Genomic DNA, 24,468 nt, shown 5'->3' on the forward strand with positions numbered 1-24,468 from the left:
GTACTTACGAGAATATTACAGTTTTATTGTTGTAGACCATTGTTTTACGAGCAATATGAAGTTTTACGCCCCTTGAAAGCACTATTTTTTCCAAGTCCCTACCTTTTGCAATGAAATCTTCAATAGAATGGGAGTGGGTTACAGTGGTTACATCTTGTTCAATAATTGGACCAGCGTCTAACTCTTCGGTAACATAATGACTTGTTGCGCCAATAATTTTCACGCCTCTTTTGAAAGCCGCATGATATGGTTTTGCTCCAGCAAACGCAGGTAAGAATGAATGATGAATATTTATAATCTTATTATGAAATTTGTTGATAAGTGTTCCGCTAACGATTTGCATATACCTAGCCAATACAATGAAATCAACATTATATTTTTCTAATAAAGCCAATTGTTCTTTTTCTGCTTCAATTCTATTTATTCTAGTAAAAGGAACATGATAGTAGGGAATATTAAATTGATCAGCGATATCTTTTAAATCCTTGTGGTTGCTTAATATAAAAGGTATTTCAACTGCTAGTTCACCAGAGCGGTACCTACTTAGTAAGTCATAAAGGCAATGTTTGTATTTAGAGACGAAAATGGCCATTTTGGGCAATTTGTCATCTGTATATAAACTCCACTGCATTTTATAAGAAGATGCTAATTCTTGTTGAAAAAGGGTTTTAAAATGCTCTAAGTCAGAGAAATCTTCTTCAAATTCTACTACTGTACGCATAAAAAATACGTTAGCAGGTTTATCTACATGCTGATCTAGGTAGACGATGTTACCTTTATTTTTGCTTATGAATCCGGTAACGGTACTAATAATACCTGCTTGATCGGGGCAATGGACTAAAATTGTTGTTTTCAATGTACATCTAATTATGGTACCAAAAATAGCCCATAATTCTTAAAATGTCTGCTATAACTTCTAATTAACGAAGAATTTAGAGTGATTAAGAATGTTGAGATTTCCAAACTTTATAAGATTTTCTAAAGCTTTTAATTTCTTTTCTTAGTAGATTAATATACTCTGTTTCTTTAACACCATGTTTCTCTAAACCCATACAATAAGAGTTGATATTTCTGATGATAATATTGATATAAGAAATTGTTTCTAACCGCTCATTACTACAATTAGAATATTCTACCTGTGCAATTTTTTGAGGTATAAGAATAGAATCTGTTAATATAGAATTCGCCATTATATCTCTAAGGCTCTTTGATTCGCAAAGGCGCATTAAATCTTTGTTGAAAGTTACATACGACGCAATCTCTCTGCTCATTGTGCAGAGTTCCAATGCTTTCCTATAAATAGGTAAATGTTTTAAACTTCGATATGCCATTATGTGGGGTGTAATTAGCGTCACATAAAATTACGTTAGTTATTTGTAAATTTTCTATCGAATATAAATGTAATTTGTATTTTTACCTTTGATAATAAAATATTAAACAGAAAAACTTTTGAATCCAAAGATAGATGAGCTTAACTGGAAAATACTGAAACAATTGCAAGATAATGCTAGAGAATCATTTGCGAATATTGGTCGAAACGTAGGGCTAACGGCACCTGCAGTTGCTGAGCGTGTTAAGAAAATGGAAGACCTTGGTATTATACAAGGTTATAAGGCTAAAGTGTCTCATGCACTGACAGGTCATCAGCTAAAAGCCATTATAACATTGCGGGCTTTTATGGGAAAATTAAAGCCATTTTTGGCTGTGGTTCTTAACTTAGAAGAGGTCATAAACTGTTATCGAATCACCGGAAATGAAAATATTGTTATGGAGGTTGTTTTAAAAGATCAGTTTCATCTAGAAAAGTTTATTGATCAATTAATTCAATATGGAGAAACTAGAACTCATATTGTTTTGTCGCAGGTTATTTCGAATGCGCCAATGCATAAGATAAAATAGATATTTTATTCAATTGTTTTAACTTGCTTTAAGTAATTTACAAATCAATTTTAAAAGACTATTTGTTGATATTTATTTTGGCTAGATTTTTGATGTGAAATAAATGATGAAAAAAATACTACTCCTTGCCTTCGTTTTAATTTCTTCGGTTGTGTATTCTCAAGAGCTTAGACTTTTAAGAGGTGCCATAACAGAGAATTTAGTTGTAAATGATTCAGTGAATGAAACGTACTCACTTTATTTACCTTCTAATTTTGAGGTGAATAGACCCTGGCCTGTTACTTTTGTGATGGATTTAGAGGGGAAGGGTAAGGCAGCGGTCTCTATGTTAATCAATGCCGCTGAGCAAGAAGGGTATGTTTTGGCTAGTTCTAATAATCTTAGTGATTCATTGGCTATTTCTGAAAATGTGCTTATCGCAAATAGAATGTTCAATGCTGTTTTTAATACCATACCTACGGCAAAAAATCGAACCTATACTGCAGGATTTGCGAGCGGTGCAATGTTTGCATCTATTTTGCCTACGTTTGTTCGGGAAATTAAAGGTGTTATTTCTATAGGAGCGGCTGTTGGTAATGTAGAAATTCTAAACACAAAATATCCTTTTCAGTTTATTGGCTTGGTAAATAGGTCAGATTATAATTTTACGGCTATGTATGATACAAAGCAGTTACTGAACAAACTGAAATTTCCAAATGAGTTATTGGTGTTTGATGGTGCTCGAAATCTACCAGAGATAGAAACAATTGCGAAGGCATTTAGAATGCTTACGTTGACTAGTATGGCGAAAGGTTATTTACAACGAAACGATAGTTTAATTAACATATCTTATAATCAGTTTTTGGTAGATGTAAATACTAATGTATCAAACCAAAAACCACTTTTGGCAACGTATCAAATGTCAGATATGGAGAAAATTTTCTATCCATTAATGAAATTAGATTCTTTGAAGGCTTCGCAAAAAATTTTAAGACGTAGTACTTCTTATAGACAAGCTAATAGAAGTCAGAATAGTTATTTTTTAAAGGAGTCGTTTACGAAAGAAGATTATAGCTATTATTTAGAAGAAGATATTATTACCTATAACTATGCTAATTTAGGATGGTGGAATTATCAGATGGAAGAACTGAATAAGTTGGATAAAAGTTCTAATCTGTTCGAACGCCAAATGTCAAGTCGATTACGAGGTTATATTAATGCATTGGTTTCTGATAATATAGATTTTGTATCTACAGATGAGCAAGTAGATTTTGAAGCTTTAAACTTATTGTACATGATAAAAACCATAACTGCTCCTACTGAATGTGATGGTTATTTAAAAGTAATTTCGATGAGTTCAAAAATGGAAGATTATGGTACTGCCTTATTTTACTTAGAAGAACTTTTAAAAACCGGGTATGCCAATAAGGAAGAGTTATATGCTATTGAGCACACATCATTGTTCAGAATAATGCCTGAGTTTAATGAGGTGGTAGAAAAGTACTTGAAAGGTGCTAGATATGATGTTATTGAACAGTGAGGTGTGGCACTTTTTCTATATCCCAATCAATAACTAGCCCTTTTGCGAGAGATTTGGTAATTTCTTTTCCGTATAAAACTTCACATAAATATAGTGCAGCTTCAAAGCTTTTAGCTCCGCCTGCAGAGGTGATGTATTTTCCGTCGTGTACAAATAGTACGTTATCTTTTATATTCAAATTTGGAAACATTTTTCTGTAATTTTCAACATCACTGGGGAAAGTAGTTGAAGCTACCGAATCTAAAATTCCCGCTTTTGCCAAAGGGAATGCGCCGTCACAATGGCTCGTCATATAAAGTGCATTCTTATCAACTTTTTTGATGAAATCTATCATTGTGCTGTCTTTTAGGTCACTACCCATAGAATGCTCTGCACTTGGTACTACCAATATATCTATTTTAGGTAAATCATCTTTCGTGTAATCATAATCTGGTAAAATGCGAACACCTTCAAAAGTGGTTATAGGATCTAAGGTATTTGCAACGACGAAAGTATTCATAGCCTTTATACCTTCTCTGAATTTAGTATGCTGAAAAATATCGAAGGGTGCGGTAAATTCAGTATTGAAAGTGCCGTCCATAATAAGGAAAGCAACATTGTAACTTTCTAGGTTTAACTCGGGCATTACTCTAATTTTCTTAGCAGTAATTTCTCTTGCTGATGTCGGTTTTTTTTCTTCGCAGCTAATTAGAATAAAAAGTAAGATGGGAAATATATATGTAAATTTCATATTCAAAAAGTATAAGGTTCTAATGTACGATTATATGTAAAAAAAGGTACAATGAATAAATTGTATTTTTGAAGTTCAAAGTAAGAGATATGAGATTATGTATTGCAGTTTTGATTTTGGGAATGTTTGTTTCATGCGGACAAGAAAAGAAATATCACGATGAAAAAAATGACGTAACAGCAGAGGTGACTTCAGATAAGTTAGCTGATATTTTATTGTTTCAAGAGGAGTTAAATGCTGAATTTAAGGATCCTGAAACCTCACCATTAGCAGATCGTTTTCGTATAAATTTTGAAACCTTAGATTTCTTTGAGCCAGATACCAGTTATGTAATCGAGGCAGAGTTTGTTAGAACTCCCGAAGCAATACCGTTTTCAATGCCGACTACGACGGACAGAGAGTCGACAGAAGTTGTTTTTGGTATTGCGAAGTTTACTATTAAGGGGGTAGCATACCAATTAGAGATTTACCAATCTCCAGATTTAATTACTCAAGAGAAATACGAAGACTATTTATTTTTGCCTTTTACAGATAGAACGAATGGAGAAGAAACTTATGGAGGTGGTAGATATTTGGATTTAAGAATTCCTGATGGGAATACAATTGTTCTAGATTTTAATAAGGCATATAATCCGTACTGCGCTTATAACAAGAAATTCAGTTGCCCCTTGGTGCCTGCTGTAAATAATTTAGATACCGAAATTAAAGTAGGGGTAAAGGCATTCGAGCATTAAGGTGTATAAAATGAAAAACCTCGGCTGGTATTGCCGAGGTTTTAAAACTTAAACTATAAAATCAACCATTAGTTTTATCAGCAACTTAGAAAGAGTAAACGGCTGCTACTAAAAAAGAAGATAAGCTTTTAGAAGTTGCACCATCTGCATCGAAGTAAGGCTCAACATCACTACCCCAAGAATCTAATCTGATTTCTGGCTTAATTGTTAAGTTATCTACTGAATAGCTACCTGTTAAAGTTAAGCCTAATACACTTGGGTTGTCTATTGCAGGGTCATCTAAATCAACTGCAAAGTATTCACCTCTTAAACCAATAGAGAAGTCATCAGAAGTAGCGTATTGTGGGTAAAGTGCTACACCTGAGAAACCTGCACCGTCATTATCAGCATAAGCTGCATTGATTCCTAAGAAGAAATCTTCAGAAAGATCAAAACCACCTGTATAATCAATTTCGAAGCCTAAAGCCTCACCACCATCGTAGTAGAAGTTAAGGTACTGACCTGAGTACCCTAATTGAGCACCTGCAGAGTAAGCACCAGTTAAGTTATTGTTCGTGTCAGTTACGTTCATAATTGCTAACATTAAACTGAAATCATCGGAAAGTGCAAAATCAGCTTTTAAACCAACGTGTGAGAAAGGTCCGTTAGAAAACAAATATGAGGTACTGTAGTTAAAATTACCTACAGGAGATATTACTTCGTACCCTAGGTAAGTATTAAATCTACCCATTGTTAAAGTAGTACCTTCAGATACATTCCAGTAAGCATAAAGTTGGTTTAGGTTATATCCGCCAACAGCTTCATCACCTCTTGGACCAAATACAACATCTGCAACTACACCAGTTTTCTCACCTTCATAAGTGGCAATTATATTTGCCATACCCAAAGCAAAACCAAGCTCATTTGCAAATGAACTGCCAAATGATTGTGCTTTGGCATCAGATGCACTTAAGTTAGTTTGGTAATATGCATCAACAGAACCACTAATGCTTATTTTTTTCTCTTCTTCCTCTTCTTGAGCTACTACACCAGTAACTGCAAAAAGCATAAGACCTGTTGCGAAAATATTTTTTACGTACTTTGTATTAATAATCGTTTTCATAAATTTTGATTTTTTCCCCGAAAGGGATGAATTAATTTGAGTGATTTATTGATAAGGTTATGTAACGGAGCGTTCTGCAAAACGCTCCGTATTTTTTTAGTGTTGATTCATTCTGAAATCAGCATAAGCATCCATACCGTGCTCATGAATATCTAAGCCTTCAACCTCTTCTTCTTTAGAAACTCTAAGACCGATAGTTGCTTTAAGAACACCTAAGATGATACCAGAGGTTACGATACAGAAGCCACCTACGATTAATACACCGTATAATTGAGTCATGAATTGAGCTCCACTAGCAAGGTTTCCAAAAATACCTACTGCCAATGTTCCCCAAATACCACAAATTAAGTGAACTGCTACTGCACCTACAGGATCATCTAATTTGATTTTGTCTACTAATGCGACACCACCAACGATGATGATACCAGCGATGAAACCTATAACAACGGCCTCATTGGGTGACATTAAATCTGCACCTGCCGTTATACCAACTAGTCCACCTAGTATACCGTTTAGAAACATGGTTAAATCTAGGTTTTTGTAAAGTATGGTAGAGGTTATCATTGCGCCGAAACCACCAGCTGCGGCCGCTAAACTTGTAGTAACCAACACTAGAGAAGTTAATTCTGGATCTGCCGATAAAACTGAACCACCGTTAAAACCGAACCAACCTAACCATAGTATTAATACCCCGGCAGTTGCCATTGGTATACTATGACCTGGTATAGCGTTTGGCTTACCATCTTTACCGAATTTTCCAATTCTAGAACCTAATAAGAAGATTGCTACCAAAGCAGCCCATCCACCTACTGAGTGCACTAATGTTGAACCTGCAAAATCGTAGAATCCCCATGAATCCAAGAATCCGCCACCCCATTTCCAAGCACCTATTATAGGGTATACTAAACCTACATAGATAACTGTAAATATCATGAAAGCACCAATTTTCATACGTTCTGCAACTGCACCTGATACAATTGTTGCCGCTGTAGCAGCAAACATTCCTTGAAAAAGGAAGTCTGTCCACCAAGTGTAACCGCCATCTGCATATTCAGGTGTCATTCCGCCTTCTGGGGCAGCAATGCCAAAGCTATCCATGCTGAATTTGATAATTCCCATGTCGCCTTCTTCGAAACCAGGGTACATTAAATTGAAACCCCATGCATAATAAAGTAATAGACCACCTGTAATAATAAAGATGTTCTTAAATAATATGTTTATTGTGTTCTTTTGTCTGGTTAAGCCTATTTCTAAAAAGGCAAACCCTGTATGCATGAAGAATACCAATGCGGTAGCCAACATCATCCATACGTTATTTGCTGTAAATAATCCTGCGTCCATTTCGTTTAGTTTTTTAGTTATTTAGTTATATGGTTTAGTTGATACCTGCTAATCCGTCTTCCTTGGTTCTTATTCTATACGCTTCAAGTACCTCTGAAACGAAAATTTTACCATCTCCTACATTACCTGAGTAAGCAGCTGTAAGAATTGCGTTTACTGTTTTTTCAAGAAAGTCATCTGATACTACAATAGTTAAGTACCTACGTTGTATATCTGTGGTGCTGTAAGAAATGCCACGGTATACATGTCCTTCTTTTTCATTTCCTACTCCTGTTACATCCCAGTAACTGAAGAAGTTGACTTCAATGTTATGCAACGCCTCTTTGACATCGTCAAACTTTGATTTTCTGATAATTGCCTCGATTTTTTTCATTTGAATAAGTTTTTGATACTGCCAAATATATGTTAAAAACTTTCGCACCCTAAAAATATTAGGGTGTCAATGAAGATTTTTATGAGTATGATAATATATACCCCTAAAATTTTAGGGTATTGATAATAATAGAAGATAAAATTGAAGATACTTAGAATTAGAAAAGTTGATTTACTTCTGTGTATAGAATAATTGTTAGAAAATTGAGTAATTATCTAACGATTGTGTAATAAAACGGCAAATACTTAAAAAAATGTATAAAAATAAAATAGTAGACGTTGAATGTTAGTTCTATAACATTTTGCAAATCCATAGTCCTAATGATATAGCTAGTATACCAATTGCGACGCTTAGACCCATGTAAAGAGATGTTTGCAGTAACGTAGATTCTTTAAATAGAATATTGCTTTCTAATGCGAATGTAGAGAATGTAGTAAAGCCGCCGCAAAAACCGGTGGCTAGTAATAAGGTTTGATTTTCTGAAATGTAATTGTTCTTGAGGGAAAGACCTATTAATATACCTATTAATAAGCAACCAATAATATTGACTAAAAATGTACCTAGATAGAAATTTGAATAGCAAGCGTTCAGGTTCTTTGATATATAGTATCTTAAAATACTACCGAAACCGCCGCCCAAAAAAACCAGTAAAAATTGTTTCATACCTTATAAAGGTAAAAAACTAAACTGCTTTCTTGTAGCTTGTAGTAAGTAAATCTAACGGATAGATTACAGATGTTGGTTGTTTAGCTGATTTTTGAGATGGTGTTTTCGCTTTTTGAGAAACACTTATCAAGCTAACCGCTACCAAGGCAATGTTAATACCTACTAATACTAAGAAAATTGTAAGAAATGTCATCATAATATATTGCACCTTATAGATGAATAACGCAAAATTACGGTATTTGGTATATTAAACGCAGATATTCAGCGTTTTGTTGTGAAAATGTTAATTTTTGTGGTGTAGGAAAAAAATTAACTATTCTTTTAGGAAAAATTTTATAAACAATAGTAGAATTACGAATAGCGTAAAGAAAATGCCGATCCATTTAACGCCTTTATAATTTTTTTGGTGCAATTTGAAGTCTTTTTTATAAGAAATGACAATAATAATGGCAAATACCACTGCAAAAGCGATTGCAAAAATCATTTGTCCGGTGCTAAACATATTTCATATTTTTACGCAAAGCTAACGGAAAACGGTATAATAAAGATGAAAAACAAAATCAAAGCAGTAGAAGAGTTTCATAATTCTTTTGGTCTCGGAGTTTCAGAAGATATGATTGCAGATTTAGGAGAAGCAAAGAATACTTTGCGTTTCAATTTAATGGATGAGGAAAATAAAGAGTATTTAGAAGCGGCTCAGAATAATGACTTAGTTGAAGTTGCCGATGCCTTAGGCGATATGTTATATATATTGTGTGGTACTATTTTAGAACATGGTATGCAATATAAAATTGAAGAAGTCTTCAACGAAATACAAAGAAGTAACATGAGTAAACTTGGTGAAAATGGTAAACCTATTTATCGTGAAGACGGTAAGGTTTTAAAAGGTCCTAATTATTCTAAGCCGAATATTGGAGTAATATTAGATAAATAAAAAAGGGGGCGATTCGCCCCCTTTTTTATTTATCTACTTTAAAACGCCATCCGAACTTATCTTCAGATTTATTATACTGTATATCTGTTATAATTTTCTTCAGTCGTAGTGCATAGCTATTTTCTAACTCTGGCAACTCATAATCTGTATCTCTAAATCCGAAACCAGCAATTGGCGAAATAACCGCTGCTGTACCCGCACCGAACATTTCTTTTAAAGAACCATCTTTAGCTGCTTCAACAACTTCTTTTACCGTAATCTTTCTAACCTCGGTTTTTATACCTTGATCTTTAGCAATATCTAAAATACTTTTTCTGGTGATACCATCAAGTATACGATCACTAGTTGGTCCTGTTAACAAAGTATCGTTAATTCTAATAAAGATGTTCATGGCACCCGCTTCTTCGATATACTCGTGGGTGGTATCATCTGTCCAGATTACTTGGTTGTACCCTTTTGCTACTGCTAATTGGGTAGGGTAGAATTGACCTGCATAATTACCACCAGCTTTTGCGAAACCAACACCACCGTTTGCAGATCTAGAGTATTTCTCTTCTATTAGTACTTTTACCTTGCCAGAAAAATATGCTCCAGATGGCGCACAGGCAATAATAAACTTATATTCATCTGCCGGTGATGCATGAAACCCATTACCAGAAGCGAACATAAAAGGTCTTATATATAATGAACTGCCTTCTTGGGTAGGTATAAAATCTTTATCTAATTTCAGTAATGTAGTTAGCCCTTCCATGAAATAATCTTCAGGAATTTGAGGTATACACATTCTCTCTGCAGATATATTAAATCGCTTGTGGTTTTCTAATGGTCTAAATAAATAGATATCATTATTTTTATCTTTGTAAGCTTTCATACCCTCAAAAATAGACTGTCCGTAATGAAAAATCTTCGAAGAGGGATCTAGTGTAATTGGTTGATATGGTATAATTTTCGGCATTTCCCACGCACCATTTTTATAGGTACAGACCATCATATGGTCTGAGAATACAGATCCAAAAGCAAGATTGTCAAAATCTACTTGGTCTATTTTAGAAGTTTTTACCTTTTCTATTGTGATATCTTTCGTTGCAATACTCATGAAATACGTAACTTTAGTTGATTAAAATTAAACAAATATCCCTACTAGCACTTCTTTTTTAGTTTTAAATTGATGAGTTTTGCAGGTATATCAACATTTTTAGGATTTATGAAAGGATTTAACATATTACTTGTGTTTTTATTTGGATTTTTCACTTGTCTTGCACAGCAAGATGTAGCTAATGGTTCATCAAAATTTTATGGTGATGAATTTAAAATAACCGAATTAAGTAGTAAAGAAGATGTCATGAAGCAATTTGCGTCTATGCCCGTAGCTGACTCTTTAAACCTTCAATTTAAAACCAAGGTAAAAGAGGTTTGTAAGGTAAAGGGATGTTGGATGATTGTTGAGCTGCCAGAAGGTGAACAAGCAATGGTACGTTTTAAAGATTACGGATTCTTTATGCCTGCAGATATTTTAGAGAAAGAAGTTGTTTTAAACGGATTTGCGTTTGTAGAAGAAATGAGTGTTGGTGATCAACAGCACTATGCAAAAGATGGCGGTAAAACAGAAGAAGAGATAGCAAAAATTACAACTCCGAAGAGAACATATAGTTTCGAAGCATCGGGAGTGTTAGTTCCAAATTAATTTGAAAAGAGAAATAATTACTACAGGCGATGGTTCTAAAACCATTCAGATTATGGACTGGCAAGAACAGTACCACTCAAAACATGGCGCTATTCAAGAAGCTTATCATGTATTTATTAAATCTGGTTTAGATTTATTCAAAGACCAAGAACTTCAAATTCTAGAAATAGGTTTTGGTACAGGGCTAAATGCTTTTATAACATTAATTGAATTTGAAAAGCGAGATTTACGAATAAGGTATACAGGTGTAGAGGCTTATCCTGTTTTAAATGAAGAGCTCGAGCAGTTGAATTATTTGGAAGAATTGAAATCTCTGTCTAGAAAAGATGATTTTCACTTAATGCATTCTTCACCTTGGGGGCAAGAAATAGAAATTACCAAAAATTTTAGTCTTAATAAGCAGCAGAAATTTTTTAAAGAGATTGATGCTTTCAATACTTACGATCTTATTTATTTTGATGCATTTGGTGCTCGCGTACAACCAGAATTATGGACGGTCGAAATTTTTCAAATCATGTTCAATGCAATGAAGAGTGGTGGGTGTTTGGTTACCTATGCGGCTAAAGGTAGCGTTAGGCGAGCTATGTTAGAAGTGGGGTTTCTTGTAGAACGACTTCCTGGACCTCCTGGTAAAAGAGAAATGCTGCGTGCAAAAAAACAATAATATTTTTCACGTTAATATAACTTTAACGCACTGCACATCAATAGGTTCGGCGACAATGTTAAATCGGAATTAAATAGTGTATCAACATACCACAAATATGATACCTTTATTCCATGAAAGTATTGATAACAGGTGCGACAGGTTTAGTGGGTAGCGAGTTAGTATCTCAATGCCATGAAAAAGGTTATGCAGTTAATTATCTCACCACACGTAAAAGCAAAATTGTTTCTGAACATAATTACCAAGGTTACTTTTGGGATCCTAAATCTGGTGAAATAGATACCGGGTGTTTAGATGGGGTTTCTGTAATAATTAATTTGGCAGGTTCAAGTATTTCTAAACGATGGACGAGTAGTTATAAGAAAGAAATTTCAAATAGTAGGGTTAATACCTTAGAGTTACTGAAGAAGACACTTTTAGGGAATGAAAATCATACTGTTAAATCATTAATTTCTGCCTCTGCAATTGGTATTTATCCCGATTCGGTAAGTAATTTTTATACTGAAGACGAAACTTCTGTTGATGATAGTTTTTTAGGAGAAGTAGTAGCTATCTGGGAGAAGAAAATTAATGAATTTAAATCATTGGGGCTTAGGGTGGCTAAAGTTCGTACCGGACTTGTGATGTCTAAAGATGGTGGTGCGTTACCAGAAATGGCAAAACCGGTCAAATATTATGTTGGTGCAGCTTTTGGTTCTGGTCAGCAATGGCAATCTTGGATTCATATTACAGATTTGGCAGCTATTTTTTTACATATAGCCAAGTACGAGTTAAAAGGAACGTTTAATGGTGTTGCGCCCAACCCTATAACAAATGCCAAGCTCATAAAAGAAATTGCCAAAGCATTAGATCGACCACTTATTTTACCAAATATTCCGAAGTTTGTTATGTATACCATACTTGGTAAAATGGCATATATTTTATTTGCAAGTCAACGTGTAAGTAGTAAAAAAATTGAAGAAGAAGGTTTTGTTTTTCAATATGCGAATATTTGTCAAGCACTTGGTGCTATTTATGATACTAATGCTGAATGTGTAGATTCTAAAAATAAAGTGACAAAACAATTTGTTTCTTAAAGGTCAAACTATTTGTCAGATATAATGAAATCCGCTTATGGCGGATTTTTTTTTAAACTTTTGTGACATTTTGACATTTTTAAAGAATTGGCAGTACTTTTGCCTGCTTTTAATCAGCGATTTAAATTACAATAAATTATGAGTGATAAAGAAAACACTTTGGATGATGAATTCTTGGAAGATGCGCTATTGGATGACCAAGAACAAGAACAAAAGCTAGAGAATGAAGAGGAAAAGGAAGAAAAGTCGGTAGAAGAAACGCTTAGCGATGAACTGGCGAAAGAGAAAGATAAGTTTTTAAGATTGTTTGCAGAATTTGAGAATTATAAAAGACGTACTTCTAAAGAGCGTATGGAGTTGTTTAAGACTGCAGGGCAAGAAGTAATTGTTTCGTTATTGCCAGTTTTAGATGATTTCGATAGAGCTATGAAAGAATTGGCAAAATCTGATGATAAAGATGCTTTTACCGGTATTGAGCTTATTAACGTAAAGCTTAGAGAGACACTCAAAAACAAAGGTTTAGAAATGGTCGAGGCTAAGGCAGGCGACGTTTTCGATGCAGAAATACATGAAGCAATAACTCAAATACCAGCACCTGATAAAAAGATGAAAGGTAAAATTATTGACGTTATCGAAAAAGGGTTTAAGTTGGGCGACCGTATCATTAGGCATCCAAAAGTAGTAGTAGGAAATTAAAAAATTGGAATGAAGGAAGATTATTATGAAGTATTGGGCATCAGTAAGAGTGCAACTGCTGCAGAAATAAAAAAGGCATACCGTAAAAAGGCATTGCAATATCACCCAGATAAAAATCCGGGAGATAGTTCTGCCGAAGAGAAATTCAAGAAATCTGCTGAAGCTTATGAAATATTAAGTGATGCCGACAAAAAAGCTCGTTACGATCAGTTTGGTCATTCTGCCTTTGAAGGCGGCGGTGGCGGCGGTTTTGGCGGTGGCGGTATGAATATGGATGATATCTTCAGCCAATTTGGTGATATTTTCGGTGGCGGCTTCGGCGGCGGAGGCTTTGGTGGCTTCGGCGGTGGCGGTGGTCAACGCAGAGTGAAAGGAAGTAATCTACGTATCAGAGTTTCATTGACTTTAGAAGAGATTGCAAACGGAGTTGAGAAAAAAGTTAAGGTAAAAAGAAAAGTTCAAGCCGAAGGGGTTACCTATAAAACATGTGCTACCTGTAATGGTAGAGGGCAGGTGACAAAAATTCAGAACACCATACTTGGTAGAATGCAAACAGCAGCTGTTTGTAGTACTTGTGGCGGTAGTGGTCAAATTTTAGACGGTAAACCTGGTGATGCAGATGCACAAGGACTAAAGGTTGTTGAAGAAACGGTATCTATTAATATACCTGCAGGTGTAGAAGAAGGTATGCAGTTAAAAGTACCTAATAAAGGTAATGACGCACCTGGAAACGGAGTGCCAGGAGATTTACTGGTAGCCATAGAAACCCAAGAGCATAGCACATTAAAAAGAGAAGGTGATAATTTACACTATGATCTTTATGTAAGTATTTCTGAAGCTGTTTTAGGAACATCAAAAGAAATCGATGCCGTTGGAGGTAAAGTTCGCATTAAGCTAGAAGCAGGAATACAATCTGGTAAAATACTTAGGCTTAGAGGTAAAGGTATTACAAGTTTAAATGGATATGGTGCTGGTGATATATTGGTTCATGTAAACGTTTGGACACCTAAAGAATTGAATAAAGAGCAGAGAGAGTTCTTTGAGAAAATGCAGGGCAACGATAATTTTGAGCCTAAACCAGAGAAATCTGATAAATCATTTTTCGAAAAAGTTAAAGATATGTTCTCGTAAGTTCTAAATATCTTGTTTTTAAATAAAAAACGTATATTTGAGATAATATTGGGCAACCAATATTAATTTTCTTTTTCATAGCAATTTTTTTCCCATCCTTGATTTATCAAGGGTGGGTTTTGCTTTTTAGGGCAAAATAGTTTTTGCTTTACAAGCTTTATAATTGGTATGCTATAAAGGAATCATAAAGAGTGTAGCTAGTCAAAACAATTCAATATCTTTGTAGAAATTGAGTACATGAGTCATATTTTGGTTGCTAATGAGGTCACCAAACAGTTTGGAAGCCATACGGCATTGAAGAACGTTTCCCTTGAAATTCCTAAGAATAGTATCTACGGTTTACTTGGACCGAACGGGGCGGGTAAGACTACGTTAATTCGTATCATAAATCAAATTACATATCCTGATCAAGGTTCGGTTTATTTTGATGGTGAGCTACTTAAACCAGAACATATTGCGCAAATAGGTTATCTGCCAGAAGAACGTGGTCTTTATAAAAGTATGAAGGTTGGCGAGCAAGCACTTTATCTAGCACAGTTAAAAGGTTTGTCTAAAGCTGAAGCTAAAAAGCGCCTAAAATATTGGTTCGAAAGATTGGAGATAGGTGATTGGTGGAACAAAAAAATACAGGAACTATCTAAAGGTATGGCGCAAAAAATACAGTTCGTAGTAACTGTACTTCATGAGCCCAAGTTGCTAATTTTTGATGAGCCTTTCAGTGGTTTTGATCCTATAAACGCCAATATTATTAAAGAACAGATTTTAAGTTTAAAAGAGAATGGTACTTCTATTATATTCTCAACACATAGAATGGAATCTGTAGAAGAATTGTGCGAATATATTGCTCTTATTCATAAATCAGAGAAAATATTGGACGGCAAATTATCTGATATTAAAAAAGCATACAAAAGCAACATCTTTGAAATAGGCTTAGAGACAGATAATGACCAGTTGCTGCTAAATGATATGCAAGATAAATTTCAAATACTATCTCAAGATTATGATAGTATTGAGAAACAGTTGAACCTTAGGGTGCAATTACCTTCAAATGAATCTAGAGATATTTTAGCCTTTTTAGGTTCGCGAGCAAACGTAAATGGTTTTAAAGAAACGATTCCATCTGCAAGTGATATTTTTATAAAGACTATTCAAAATAAAAATATCGACAATGAATAAATTACCACTTATAATTAAAAGGGAATACATCGCCAAGGTCCGTAATAAGTCATTTGTTGTTATGACTTTTCTTAGTCCTTTCTTAATGGTAGGTATGATATTATTGATAGCATACTTAACCCAGTTAAACGATACTGAAAAAAAAGTCATAGGGGTCTTGAACGAAAGCGGTTATTTTGCGAATGAGTTTGTAACCTCAGAAGCTACTTCTTATATCAATTTTAAAGATATTTCACTAGCAAAAGCAAAAGACTCAACCGTTAATTTAGGTTTTTATGGTCTAATATATCTGCCTAACGAATCTAATTTAGAGCAAGTTGCGCAAAGAGCTTTCTTTTATAGTAAAGATGCACCTAGTGCTAGCGTTTTAGATAAATTAGAAAGTTCGATTACCGGGCGATTACGGCAAGAAAGATTACGCGAACTGGGTATGTCACCAAAAGAATATGCAGAAATGGACCGTGGCTACAATATTAACATTGAAACTTTTGATGGTCTTCAGAATATAAAAGGCATTAATGAGATAAAAGCGATTATTGGTGGTGCATTTGGCTACCTGATTATGATGTTCATAATTATTTATGGTGGCTTTGTAATGCGTAGTGTAATTGAAGAGAAAACAAGCCGAATTATTGAAGTCATTATCTCATCTGTAAAACCTTTTCATTTGATGATGGGCAAGATCATTGGAACTTCGCTGGCTGGTATTACGCAGTTTGGAATTTGGATCGTATCGGGTGCCATCCTATTATTTATTGGTTTGGCTATTTTTGATATAGATCCAGCAAGTTTAACTAAAGGCAGTGGTGTTGCGCCAGGTATGGCTAATACTACTAATGTTGATGTAGATGCGCTTACTCAGAACATTCAATTATACGCTCAAGAGATATTTGAGATTCCCATTTTTGCAATGCTGTTTTTTTTCATTGTTTATTTCGTTTTAGGCTATTTGATTTATAGTTCTATTTACGCTGCTATTGGAGCAGCTGTAGATAATGAAACAGATACACAGCAGTTTATTTTTCCGGTAATTTTACCATTAATGTTAGCTATTTATGTGGGTTTCTTTTCTGTATTTAGTAATCCTAACGGACCTATTGCAGTTGCTTTTTCCCTATTTCCATTGACATCTCCTATTGTAATGTTAATGCGTTTGCCATGGGGTATTGGTGAAGGTGGTGTACCTGTTTGGCAATTGATTACGTCAATTGCGATATTAATAGCTACTTTTATTGGTATAGTATGGGTAGCTGCAAAAATATATCGTGTGGGTATACTTATGTATGGTAAAAAACCTAGCTATAAAGAATTATATAAGTGGCTTAAATATTCATGATGATCCAAGAAAGTACAGAAACGATTAAGGAAATAATTGAGGATGATATTTGGGGGACTATAAAGAAATTTTTAGACCTAGGCTATCATTTTGGCGAGGGCGATAAATCTATTCATATAACAATAGGTCTTTTATTATTACTTACTGTAGCATTTTTACTTACTAGTACTGTTCTACAAGCAATACGTAGATTTTTTACTAGGAAAATGGAGGCTGATGACAAACTGAAATTTATCAGCATATTTAAGTTCATCAAATATTTGGTATATGTAATAGTCATTCTTTTTACGATGAGTGCCGCAGGTATAAATATTACCATTTTAATTACGGCATCTGCAGCCTTGTTTGTCGGACTTGGATTAGCCTTACAAGAGATTTTTCAGGATATAATTGGAGGTATTTTTATTATTGTAGACAAATCGTTAAGAGTAGGCGATATTATTGAAATAGATAATAAGGTCGGTAAGGTCTTTGAAATTAAATTACGAACCACTAGAGCTATAACGAGAGATGATAAGGTAATAATTATACCAAATCATAAGTTTATAAGTGATATTGTATACAACTACACTCAAAATCATAAAACGACAAGAGAATTGGTGCGTATTGGTGTGGCTTATGGTAGTGATGTTGAATTGGTAACTAAAATACTTTTAGATATCGTTAAGACGCAAAGAACTATTTTAAAGAGCCCAAAACCATTTGTGATATTCGAAGATTTTGGTGATTCTGCGCTCATATTTACAATCAATTTTTATATTACCGATAGTTTTACCGATCCCCGTGTAAAAAGCGAAGTACGGTATAAGATTGATGCTGAATTTAGAAAGCATAAAATTTCCATTCCTTTCCCACAAAGAGATGTTCATTTGTTTCAACAAGGGCCATTTCAACATAGCAATGTTCCAAATTCAGAGAATAATGAGAAAACGTAGCTGTTTTTTTCTTTCCTTATTCTTGTTGCTTTTCGCTATTAATTCAATCATGGCGCAAACACCAGACGTTTTTAGATTGGAATACATGCTAATGCCAGAAAATAGTGGAGACGTTGAAACATCGCGTATTAAGTTGGTGTTGAACGTACCAATTGCAGTTCGTGACAAGAAAGATTTTTTGGTTCTTGGTGCGGAGTATAATAGATACAATTTTGAGGTTCCAGATGATTTATTTCCTAATTCTAATGACTTAAGCAAGTTTCATGTTTTAGATGTAAACTTGGCATATATGTATAAGTTATCTGAAACCTGGCGCTTAATAGGTGTAGTTACGCCAAGATGGTCTACGAATTTTGTTCAAGAATTGCAGAACGAAGATTTTAATATGAACTATACGCTAGGTGCATATAAAAATGTAAAGGATATTGATAAACCATATATGTTGGTTTTAGGTATTTCTTATAATGGTACATCACCAATAGACGTGCCGCTACCGTTTGTGTATTTTGAGAAACGATTTCATCCGAACTGGGCTTATACCTTGGGCGCACCAAAATCGGGGATGAAATACTTTACCAAAAAGGGACATTTCTTTCAGACTGAAATATTTTTAGATGGGTATTATGTAAATATTCAAAACGATATTTTGTTGCCTGGCAATAATTTATCTACAGATGTTTCTTCTACGGCATTGTTATTGACAATAGGTTACCAGTATAAGATAACTAAAGATATGTCCGTTTACTTTATAGGCGGTCGTTCTATTTATCAAAATAGTGCGTTACGAAACGAGGAAAGAGATGATATATTTACATTAAACGATGCCTCGGGTCTATATTTTAGAACAGGAATTAGAATAGGAATTTAAAAAGCAGTTATGCCAAAAATATTAGTAATAGAAGATGAAGCAGCAATTAGAAGGGTATTGGTTAAGATTTTATCCGAAGAAAATGATGCATATTCTGTAGAAGAAGCTGAAGATGGTTTAAAAGGTATTGAGACTATTAAGAACAATGACTATGACCTAGTGCTTTGCGATATAAAAATGCCTAAAATGGATGGTGTAGAGGTACTTGAGGCTGCTAGAAAAATAAAACCAGAAATTCCGTTTATAATGATATCTGGTCACGGAGACTTAGATACCGCCGTAAATACAATGAGACTGGGTGCTTTTGATTATATCTCCAAACCACCAGATTTAAATAGGTTACTTACTACCGTTAGAAATGCGTTGGACAGAAAAGTTTTGGTTGTCGAGAACAAAAACTTAAAGAAAAAGGTGAGTAAAAATTACGAAATGATCGGTGAAAGTAGTGAGATAGCTATTATCAAAGACATGATCGAAAAAGTTGCACCTACCGATGCTCGTGTTTTAATTACGGGGTCTAATGGTACAGGTAAAGAACTTGTTGCACATTGGTTACATGAAAAGAGTGCTAGAAGTTCAGCGCCCTTTATAGAAGTGAACTGTGCTGCTATACCATCAGAATTAATTGAAAGTGAATTATTCGGTCACGTCAAGGGAGCCTTTACTTCAGCAGTGAAAGATAGAGCTGGTAAATTTGAAGCAGCCAATAAAGGAACCATATTCTTAGATGAAATTGGTGATATGAGTCTTTCTGCACAGGCTAAAGTGTTAAGAGCGCTTCAAGAAAGTAAAATATCGCGTGTAGGAACAGATAAAGATATAAAGGTAGATGTGCGTGTAATTGCTGCTACGAACAAAGATTTAAAGAAAGAAATAGAAGCGGGTAACTTTAGGGAAGATTTGTACCATAGGTTGGCAGTTATTCTTATTCAAGTACCTAGCTTAAATGATCGACGTGATGATATACCGTTATTAATCGAACATTTTTCTAAAAAAATTGTCGCTGAGCAAGGTATGGCCGGAAAAACGTTTTCAGACATGGCAATTAAAATGTTGAAAGCGTATGATTGGACCGGAAATATTCGTGAACTGAGAAACGTTGTCGAGCGTTTAATAATACTAGGCGGTCAAGAGGTGTCAGCAGATGATGTAAAATTATTTGCCAGTAAGTAATCAATTGAACTTATTTTGCCGCAGAACAATCTCCAATCTTGGTTAGTGCTTCTGCGGTAATTTCTTTAGTACGTAAATTATAATACTTACTACCTTCAGAAATGTTCGACTTTAATAATTGGGCTTCGCATTCATCATAAATTCTACTAGCGAACGCAGTGGCGTCTTTGCAATTTACGCTTTGAACTACCTTATCTAGCGAAATACGATATTTTTCTAATGATGTATCTATGGTTTCAAATAGGTCTTTTTTATTACTATTTTTTGTTACTGGTGTTTTGTTTGCCGAAGAATTCGTGTTTATAGAAAGTTCATCGTTAGCATAAGCACTTTCATGAGTATCGTGAGATTCTAATATAAGAATAGTGTTATTAGTTAGTTCAATAGATGCATTCAAATGGCTAATTGTACCTTCTAAAGTAGTAGACTTTGTTGCAAGTGATAGCACCTCCATATTTTCTAACATACTTTCTTTTGCATATTTGCAACCACAAACGTTTAATTGTTTTTTAGATTTTTCTAAAGCACTTAAAGCTTTGTAGGCATAAAACCGTGCCTGATTAATATCTTGAGTAAGTAAAGCGGCGCTTATTTGAGATTTTGCATAACCCATGTTAGAATTAGCATATTCGCACTCTACATTCGTGCTGAATGATGATAACGATAGTAGTGCAATAGCACAGAAAAAAAAGATATTTTTCTTCATAAGTAGGTAATTAAGGTGTAAAATTTGGGATCTTACACTGATAAATTTAGATGCTTTACCTTGTTGAAAATATTATTTTCGATACAATACACTTCAATTACGATAAACGGAATTTGTGAGAATTATATTACTTAGGTTTTGTTAGAGAATTAGTATTCATTAATATTAAATTTTATATTTCAGAATGGATAAAATAAAAGTAGACAAATATAGAACCAATAATAATTTTAAAATCTCTGATTATGAGACTTTTGAAGATTTTGGTAAGTCAGACAAAGAGCTGAAAAAAGAATTATCAAAGATAAGAAGAGCGTTAGGGGAGTTTCAAGATACTATTTATGCCCATGGAAAATATAGTATTCTGGTATGTCTACAAGGTATGGATACCGCAGGTAAGGATAGTTTAATACGAGAGGTGTTTAAAGATTTCAATGTAAGCGGTGTTGAGGTGCATAGTTTTAAAGTGCCTACAGAATTAGAACTCAGCCATAATTACCTATGGCGTCATTATTTGGTATTACCTGCGAAAGGTAAATTCGGTGTTTTTAATAGAACACATTATGAAAACGTGTTGGTTACTAGAGTACACCCAGAATATATTTTGAACGAACATATACCTGGTATACATACGGTAGAAGATATTGGTCAAAAATTTTGGGATAAAAGATTTGAGCAGATTAATGACTTTGAGCGCCATCTTGCAGAAAATGGTACCTTAATTTTTAAGTTCTTTCTCAATCTTTCAAAAGAAGAGCAACGTCAACGTTTGCTAAGAAGACTTGCTTTAAAAGAGAAACATTGGAAATTTTCACCAGGTGATTTAAAGGAGCGCAAATTATGGGGCGATTACCAGCATTGCTACCAAGAAGCTATTTCTAAAACTACCCACGATCATGCGCCATGGTTTGCGGTACCTGCAGACAATAAAAAAGCAACGCGAATAATTGTGACATCTATATTATTAGAATCGTTAAAAAAATATAAAGATATCAAGGAGCCTATGTTGAGTGAAAAAATAATGGCTAATTTAGACAGCTATGAAAAACAACTACAAGGTGAATAGTAAACTTGCGTTATTTTTTGTCATTGCTTTCTCATATGTGGGACTTTCACAAAATTCAGACGAAGAACAAATAAAGAAACTTTATGATACTGCCCTTACAGAAGGTTCGGGTTATGATTGGTTGAACTATTTGTCCAATCAAATTGGGGGACGACTTTCTGGATCTATTCAGGCACAGCAAGCTGTAGATTATACAAAGGCCCAGCTAGATTCTTTAGGGGTAGACAAAGTTTGGTTGCAACCGGTAATGGTACCTAAATGGGTGAGAGGAACACCAGAATTTGCTTATTTTGAAACAAACCCTGGTGCAACGACCAATGTAGCTATTTGTGCAATAGGTGGTTCGGTACCGACTCCTCCTAGAGGTATTAAGGCTAATATCATAGAGGTTGAGGGTATTGAGCAGTTATCATCATTAGGTAAAGACAAAATTCAGGGAAAAATAGTATTCTTCAATAAACCGATGGATGCTACTCAGATAAATACCTTCACTGCCTATTCAAATTGTGTAGACCAACGTTATGCTGGTGCTTTAGAAGCTTCAGAGTATGGTGCTGTGGGTGTTATTGTGCGTTCAATGAACCTTCGTTTAGACGATTACCCACATACGGGTTCGATGAGTTATGGCGAACAAGCGGGATCTGAAAGAATTCCTGCTGCGGCAATTAGTACTAATGCTGCTGAATTATTGAGTACCTCGTTAAAACTAAATCCTGATATCAACTTTTATTTCAAACAAAACTGTAAACAGTTCGATGATGTAGAATCATATAATGTTATCGGGGAAATTAAAGGAACTACGAAACCTGAAGAGGTTATCGTTGTGGGCGGTCACTTAGATTCTTGGGATTTAGGAGATGGTTCTCATGATGACGGTGCTGGTTGTGTTCAAAGTATGGAGGTTTTAAACCTATTTAAAAAAATAGGTTATAAGCCAAAGCGCACAGTAAGAGTTGTTCTTTTTATGAACGAAGAGAATGGTCTAAGAGGTGGTAATAAATATGCCGAATTTGCGAATGCTAAAAATGAAAAGCACATATTCGCAATAGAAAGTGATTCTGGCGGATTTTCTCCTCGCGGATTTACTTTTGAAAGTTCTGATAAGGATTTTGAGAAAGTATTGGAATGGAAGAATCTTTTTAAACCATATTTGGTGCACTATTTTGAAAAAGGATTCAGTGGTGCCGACATTGGTCCGTTGAAAAAAGATGGATTGGTATTGGCAGGTTTAAGACCAGATTCTCAACGTTATTTTGATCATCACCATGCCGAAAACGATACTTTTGAACATGTTAATAAAAGAGAACTGCAATTAGGTGCTGCATCGATGGCAAGTTTAATATATTTGATAGATAAATACGGATTCTAAACTAAGTCACATCTTCAAAAATAGTAAAGCAATCAATTTATGGTTTTGAAGGTAACGAAATGTTCAAATCGTTAAATTTCTTTACCTTTGCCGGATACTAAAAAAATAAAAATGGAAGACGGAATTTACGCCAAGTTCAATACAAGTAAAGGCGAAATACTAGTAAAATTAACTCACGATAAAACTCCAGGTACAGTAGGTAACTTTGTAGCTCTAGCTGAGGGAGATAAAGAAAATAGTGCTAAAGGTAAAGGAGAGCCATATTATAATGGTTTAAAATTTCATAGGGTTATTCCAGATTTTATGATACAAGGTGGTTGCCCTCAAGGTAGAGGTACTGGTGACGCCGGTTATAAATTTGATGATGAATTTCACCCAGAATTAAAGCATGATTCACCTGGTGTACTTTCAATGGCCAATTCTGGTCCTGGTACCAATGGTAGTCAGTTTTTTATTACTCACGTACCAACACCTTGGTTAGATAACAAGCATACTATTTTTGGTCGTGTTGAATCTGGTCAAGATGTTGTAGATGCTATTGCTCAAGATGATGTTATTGAGTCTTTAGAAATTGTTAGAGTTGGTGATACTGCCGAGAAATGGAATGCATTAAAGGCTTTTGAAGATTTCAATGCTTCGGGTGAAGCAAGATTGGCAGAAGAAAAAGCTAAACAAGAAGCCGAACTTGATAAAGTAGCAGCAGGATTTGAATCTACCGCATCTGGACTTCGTTATAAAATGATTCAAAAAGGTGATGGGGCTAAAGCTGTAAAAGGTGAAAAAGTTTCTGTACACTATGAAGGTTCTCTTTTGAACGGACAAGTTTTTGACTCGTCTTACAAACGTAACTCTCCTATTGATTTTCAATTAGGTATCGGTCAGGTAATACCAGGGTGGGATGAAGGTATTTCATTACTACAAGTTGGTGATAAAGCACGTTTTGTAATCCCTTCTGATCTAGCGTATGGATCTGCAGGAGCTGGTGGCGTAATACCACCAAATGCTACACTTATCTTTGATGTAGAATTAATGAAGGTAGGTTAAGAAACCTATATACTATAAAATAATAATGAAACACCTATATCATTCGATATGGGTGTTTTTTTTTGATGATTACTTTTTACGAGTAACAAAACTGCCCAAAAGCAAAATTATGTTAACTGCCATCAAAACTAAAAATACGGTCAAAAATGTGGTCATAAATACATGGTATAAGGTTGGGGAACCGTTCTTGTTTAATCAATAGATATGTATTTATATAAAAGGTTGCGTTTAACTTGAACAATTCTTTTA

The 24,468-nt window shown here is 34.6% G+C and carries 27 protein-coding genes; 17 read left to right on the forward strand and 10 right to left on the reverse strand.

What is annotated here, in order from left to right; all coding sequences use genetic code 11:
* Window positions 1–4 precede the first annotated feature (4 nt).
* On the reverse strand, window positions 5–856 hold the full coding sequence (gene purU / locus DFQ03_RS06725) for a formyltetrahydrofolate deformylase (protein ID WP_133672401.1): 852 nt from the start codon (window positions 854–856) through the stop codon (window positions 5–7).
* A gap of 85 nt (window positions 857–941) precedes the next feature.
* Window positions 942–1,271, reverse strand: a complete 330-nt coding sequence (locus tag DFQ03_RS06730) for a hypothetical protein (protein ID WP_243834440.1) — start codon at window positions 1,269–1,271, stop codon at window positions 942–944.
* 178 nt (window positions 1,272–1,449) lie between these two features.
* On the opposite strand from DFQ03_RS06730, the gene DFQ03_RS06735 reads away from it, so the two are divergent.
* A complete protein-coding gene (locus tag DFQ03_RS06735) occupies window positions 1,450–1,899 on the forward strand; it encodes an Lrp/AsnC family transcriptional regulator (protein WP_133672403.1) in 450 nt (149 codons plus the stop codon).
* A 103-nt stretch (window positions 1,900–2,002) separates the two neighbouring features.
* A complete protein-coding gene (locus DFQ03_RS06740) occupies window positions 2,003–3,418 on the forward strand; it encodes an alpha/beta hydrolase (RefSeq protein ID WP_133672404.1) in 1,416 nt (471 codons plus the stop codon).
* Here DFQ03_RS06740 and DFQ03_RS06745 read toward each other — a convergent pair.
* Window positions 3,405–4,148, reverse strand: a complete 744-nt coding sequence (locus tag DFQ03_RS06745; RefSeq protein WP_133672405.1) for a DJ-1/PfpI family protein — start codon at window positions 4,146–4,148, stop codon at window positions 3,405–3,407. The two genes, DFQ03_RS06740 and DFQ03_RS06745, sit on opposite strands and share 14 nt — an antisense overlap.
* Window positions 4,149–4,237: 89 nt before the next feature.
* Between DFQ03_RS06745 and DFQ03_RS06750 the strand changes: the two genes are divergently transcribed.
* Entirely contained in the window at window positions 4,238–4,882 is a 645-nt protein-coding gene (locus DFQ03_RS06750; RefSeq protein ID WP_133672406.1) for a DUF1684 domain-containing protein, read from the forward strand.
* A gap of 85 nt (window positions 4,883–4,967) precedes the next feature.
* On the opposite strand, the gene DFQ03_RS06755 is transcribed toward DFQ03_RS06750, so the two are convergent.
* The 5 genes from DFQ03_RS06755 to DFQ03_RS06775 form a co-directional block, all read right to left on the reverse strand.
* A complete protein-coding gene (locus tag DFQ03_RS06755; protein WP_133672407.1) occupies window positions 4,968–5,984 on the reverse strand; it encodes an outer membrane beta-barrel protein in 1,017 nt (338 codons plus the stop codon).
* A 96-nt stretch (window positions 5,985–6,080) separates the two neighbouring features.
* Window positions 6,081–7,325: an ammonium transporter gene (locus DFQ03_RS06760; RefSeq protein WP_133672408.1), complete on the reverse strand. Its 1,245-nt coding sequence runs from the start codon at window positions 7,323–7,325 to the stop codon at window positions 6,081–6,083.
* Between the two features lie 34 nt (window positions 7,326–7,359).
* Window positions 7,360–7,698, reverse strand: a complete 339-nt coding sequence (locus tag DFQ03_RS06765; RefSeq protein WP_133672409.1) for a P-II family nitrogen regulator — start codon at window positions 7,696–7,698, stop codon at window positions 7,360–7,362.
* 291 nt (window positions 7,699–7,989) lie between these two features.
* Window positions 7,990–8,361 carry a fluoride efflux transporter CrcB gene (gene crcB / locus DFQ03_RS06770; RefSeq protein ID WP_133672410.1) on the reverse strand — a complete coding sequence of 124 codons (372 nt, stop codon included), beginning with the start codon at window positions 8,359–8,361 and terminating at the stop codon, window positions 7,990–7,992.
* Between the two features lie 19 nt (window positions 8,362–8,380).
* Complete coding sequence (locus DFQ03_RS06775; protein ID WP_133672411.1) at window positions 8,381–8,560, reverse strand: hypothetical protein; 180 nt, start codon at window positions 8,558–8,560, stop codon at window positions 8,381–8,383.
* A 351-nt stretch (window positions 8,561–8,911) separates the two neighbouring features.
* Here DFQ03_RS06775 and DFQ03_RS06785 point away from each other — a divergent pair, with 351 nt between their 5' ends.
* On the forward strand, window positions 8,912–9,298 hold the full coding sequence (locus DFQ03_RS06785; protein ID WP_133672413.1) for a pyrophosphohydrolase domain-containing protein: 387 nt from the start codon (window positions 8,912–8,914) through the stop codon (window positions 9,296–9,298).
* 25 nt (window positions 9,299–9,323) lie between these two features.
* On the opposite strand, the gene DFQ03_RS06790 is transcribed toward DFQ03_RS06785, so the two are convergent.
* The gene (locus DFQ03_RS06790) at window positions 9,324–10,394 is read right to left on the reverse strand and encodes a branched-chain amino acid aminotransferase (protein WP_133672414.1); all 1,071 of its coding nucleotides are present in this window, start codon (window positions 10,392–10,394) and stop codon (window positions 9,324–9,326) included.
* Window positions 10,395–10,502: 108 nt separating this feature from the next.
* Here DFQ03_RS06790 and DFQ03_RS06795 point away from each other — a divergent pair, with 108 nt between their 5' ends.
* The 10 genes from DFQ03_RS06795 (at window position 10,503) to DFQ03_RS06840 (ending at window position 20,037) form a co-directional block, all read left to right on the forward strand.
* A complete protein-coding gene (locus DFQ03_RS06795; protein WP_133672415.1) occupies window positions 10,503–10,982 on the forward strand; it encodes a DUF4920 domain-containing protein in 480 nt (159 codons plus the stop codon).
* Window position 10,983: 1 nt separating this feature from the next.
* On the forward strand, window positions 10,984–11,646 hold the full coding sequence (gene mnmD, locus DFQ03_RS06800) for a tRNA (5-methylaminomethyl-2-thiouridine)(34)-methyltransferase MnmD (protein WP_133672416.1): 663 nt from the start codon (window positions 10,984–10,986) through the stop codon (window positions 11,644–11,646).
* A 113-nt stretch (window positions 11,647–11,759) separates the two neighbouring features.
* Window positions 11,760–12,722, forward strand: a complete 963-nt coding sequence (locus DFQ03_RS06805; RefSeq protein WP_133672417.1) for a TIGR01777 family oxidoreductase — start codon at window positions 11,760–11,762, stop codon at window positions 12,720–12,722.
* Between the two features lie 138 nt (window positions 12,723–12,860).
* Window positions 12,861–13,418 (forward strand): nucleotide exchange factor GrpE, encoded by a 558-nt coding sequence (locus DFQ03_RS06810; RefSeq protein ID WP_133672418.1) that lies wholly within the window; start codon window positions 12,861–12,863, stop codon window positions 13,416–13,418.
* A gap of 9 nt (window positions 13,419–13,427) precedes the next feature.
* Entirely contained in the window at window positions 13,428–14,549 is a 1,122-nt protein-coding gene (gene dnaJ, locus DFQ03_RS06815) for a molecular chaperone DnaJ (RefSeq protein WP_133672419.1), read from the forward strand.
* 237 nt (window positions 14,550–14,786) lie between these two features.
* Window positions 14,787–15,725 (forward strand): ABC transporter ATP-binding protein, encoded by a 939-nt coding sequence (locus DFQ03_RS06820; protein ID WP_133672420.1) that lies wholly within the window; start codon window positions 14,787–14,789, stop codon window positions 15,723–15,725.
* Window positions 15,718–17,061: an ABC transporter permease gene (locus DFQ03_RS06825; RefSeq protein WP_133672421.1), complete on the forward strand. Its 1,344-nt coding sequence runs from the start codon at window positions 15,718–15,720 to the stop codon at window positions 17,059–17,061. The genes DFQ03_RS06820 and DFQ03_RS06825 overlap by 8 nt, the downstream gene beginning before the upstream one ends.
* Window positions 17,061–17,996, forward strand: coding sequence for a mechanosensitive ion channel family protein (locus DFQ03_RS06830; protein ID WP_133672638.1), 936 nt, complete (start codon window positions 17,061–17,063; stop codon window positions 17,994–17,996). The genes DFQ03_RS06825 and DFQ03_RS06830 overlap by 1 nt, the downstream gene beginning before the upstream one ends.
* A gap of 49 nt (window positions 17,997–18,045) precedes the next feature.
* On the forward strand, window positions 18,046–18,864 hold the full coding sequence (locus tag DFQ03_RS06835) for a DUF6268 family outer membrane beta-barrel protein (RefSeq protein WP_133672422.1): 819 nt from the start codon (window positions 18,046–18,048) through the stop codon (window positions 18,862–18,864).
* A 9-nt stretch (window positions 18,865–18,873) separates the two neighbouring features.
* Window positions 18,874–20,037 (forward strand): sigma-54-dependent transcriptional regulator, encoded by a 1,164-nt coding sequence (locus tag DFQ03_RS06840; RefSeq protein ID WP_133672423.1) that lies wholly within the window; start codon window positions 18,874–18,876, stop codon window positions 20,035–20,037.
* Between the two features lie 10 nt (window positions 20,038–20,047).
* Here the strand turns inward: DFQ03_RS06840 and DFQ03_RS06845 are convergent, their stop codons facing one another.
* Entirely contained in the window at window positions 20,048–20,743 is a 696-nt protein-coding gene (locus DFQ03_RS06845) for a hypothetical protein (protein WP_133672424.1), read from the reverse strand.
* A 184-nt stretch (window positions 20,744–20,927) separates the two neighbouring features.
* On the opposite strand from DFQ03_RS06845, the gene DFQ03_RS06850 reads away from it, so the two are divergent.
* The 3 genes from DFQ03_RS06850 to DFQ03_RS06860 all read left to right on the forward strand — a co-directional run bounded on the left by DFQ03_RS06850 (window position 20,928) and on the right by DFQ03_RS06860 (window position 24,219).
* A complete protein-coding gene (locus DFQ03_RS06850; RefSeq protein ID WP_133672425.1) occupies window positions 20,928–21,806 on the forward strand; it encodes a PPK2 family polyphosphate kinase in 879 nt (292 codons plus the stop codon).
* Entirely contained in the window at window positions 21,781–23,175 is a 1,395-nt protein-coding gene (locus DFQ03_RS06855; RefSeq protein ID WP_133672426.1) for a M28 family peptidase, read from the forward strand. Before DFQ03_RS06850 ends, DFQ03_RS06855 begins: the two co-directional genes overlap by 26 nt.
* A gap of 111 nt (window positions 23,176–23,286) precedes the next feature.
* A complete protein-coding gene (locus DFQ03_RS06860) occupies window positions 23,287–24,219 on the forward strand; it encodes a peptidylprolyl isomerase (protein WP_133672427.1) in 933 nt (310 codons plus the stop codon).
* Window positions 24,220–24,468: the final 249 nt, after the last annotated feature.

The sequence above is a fragment of the Maribacter caenipelagi genome (assembly GCF_004364175.1).
In the GTDB taxonomy this organism is placed as follows: domain Bacteria; phylum Bacteroidota; class Bacteroidia; order Flavobacteriales; family Flavobacteriaceae; genus Maribacter; species Maribacter caenipelagi.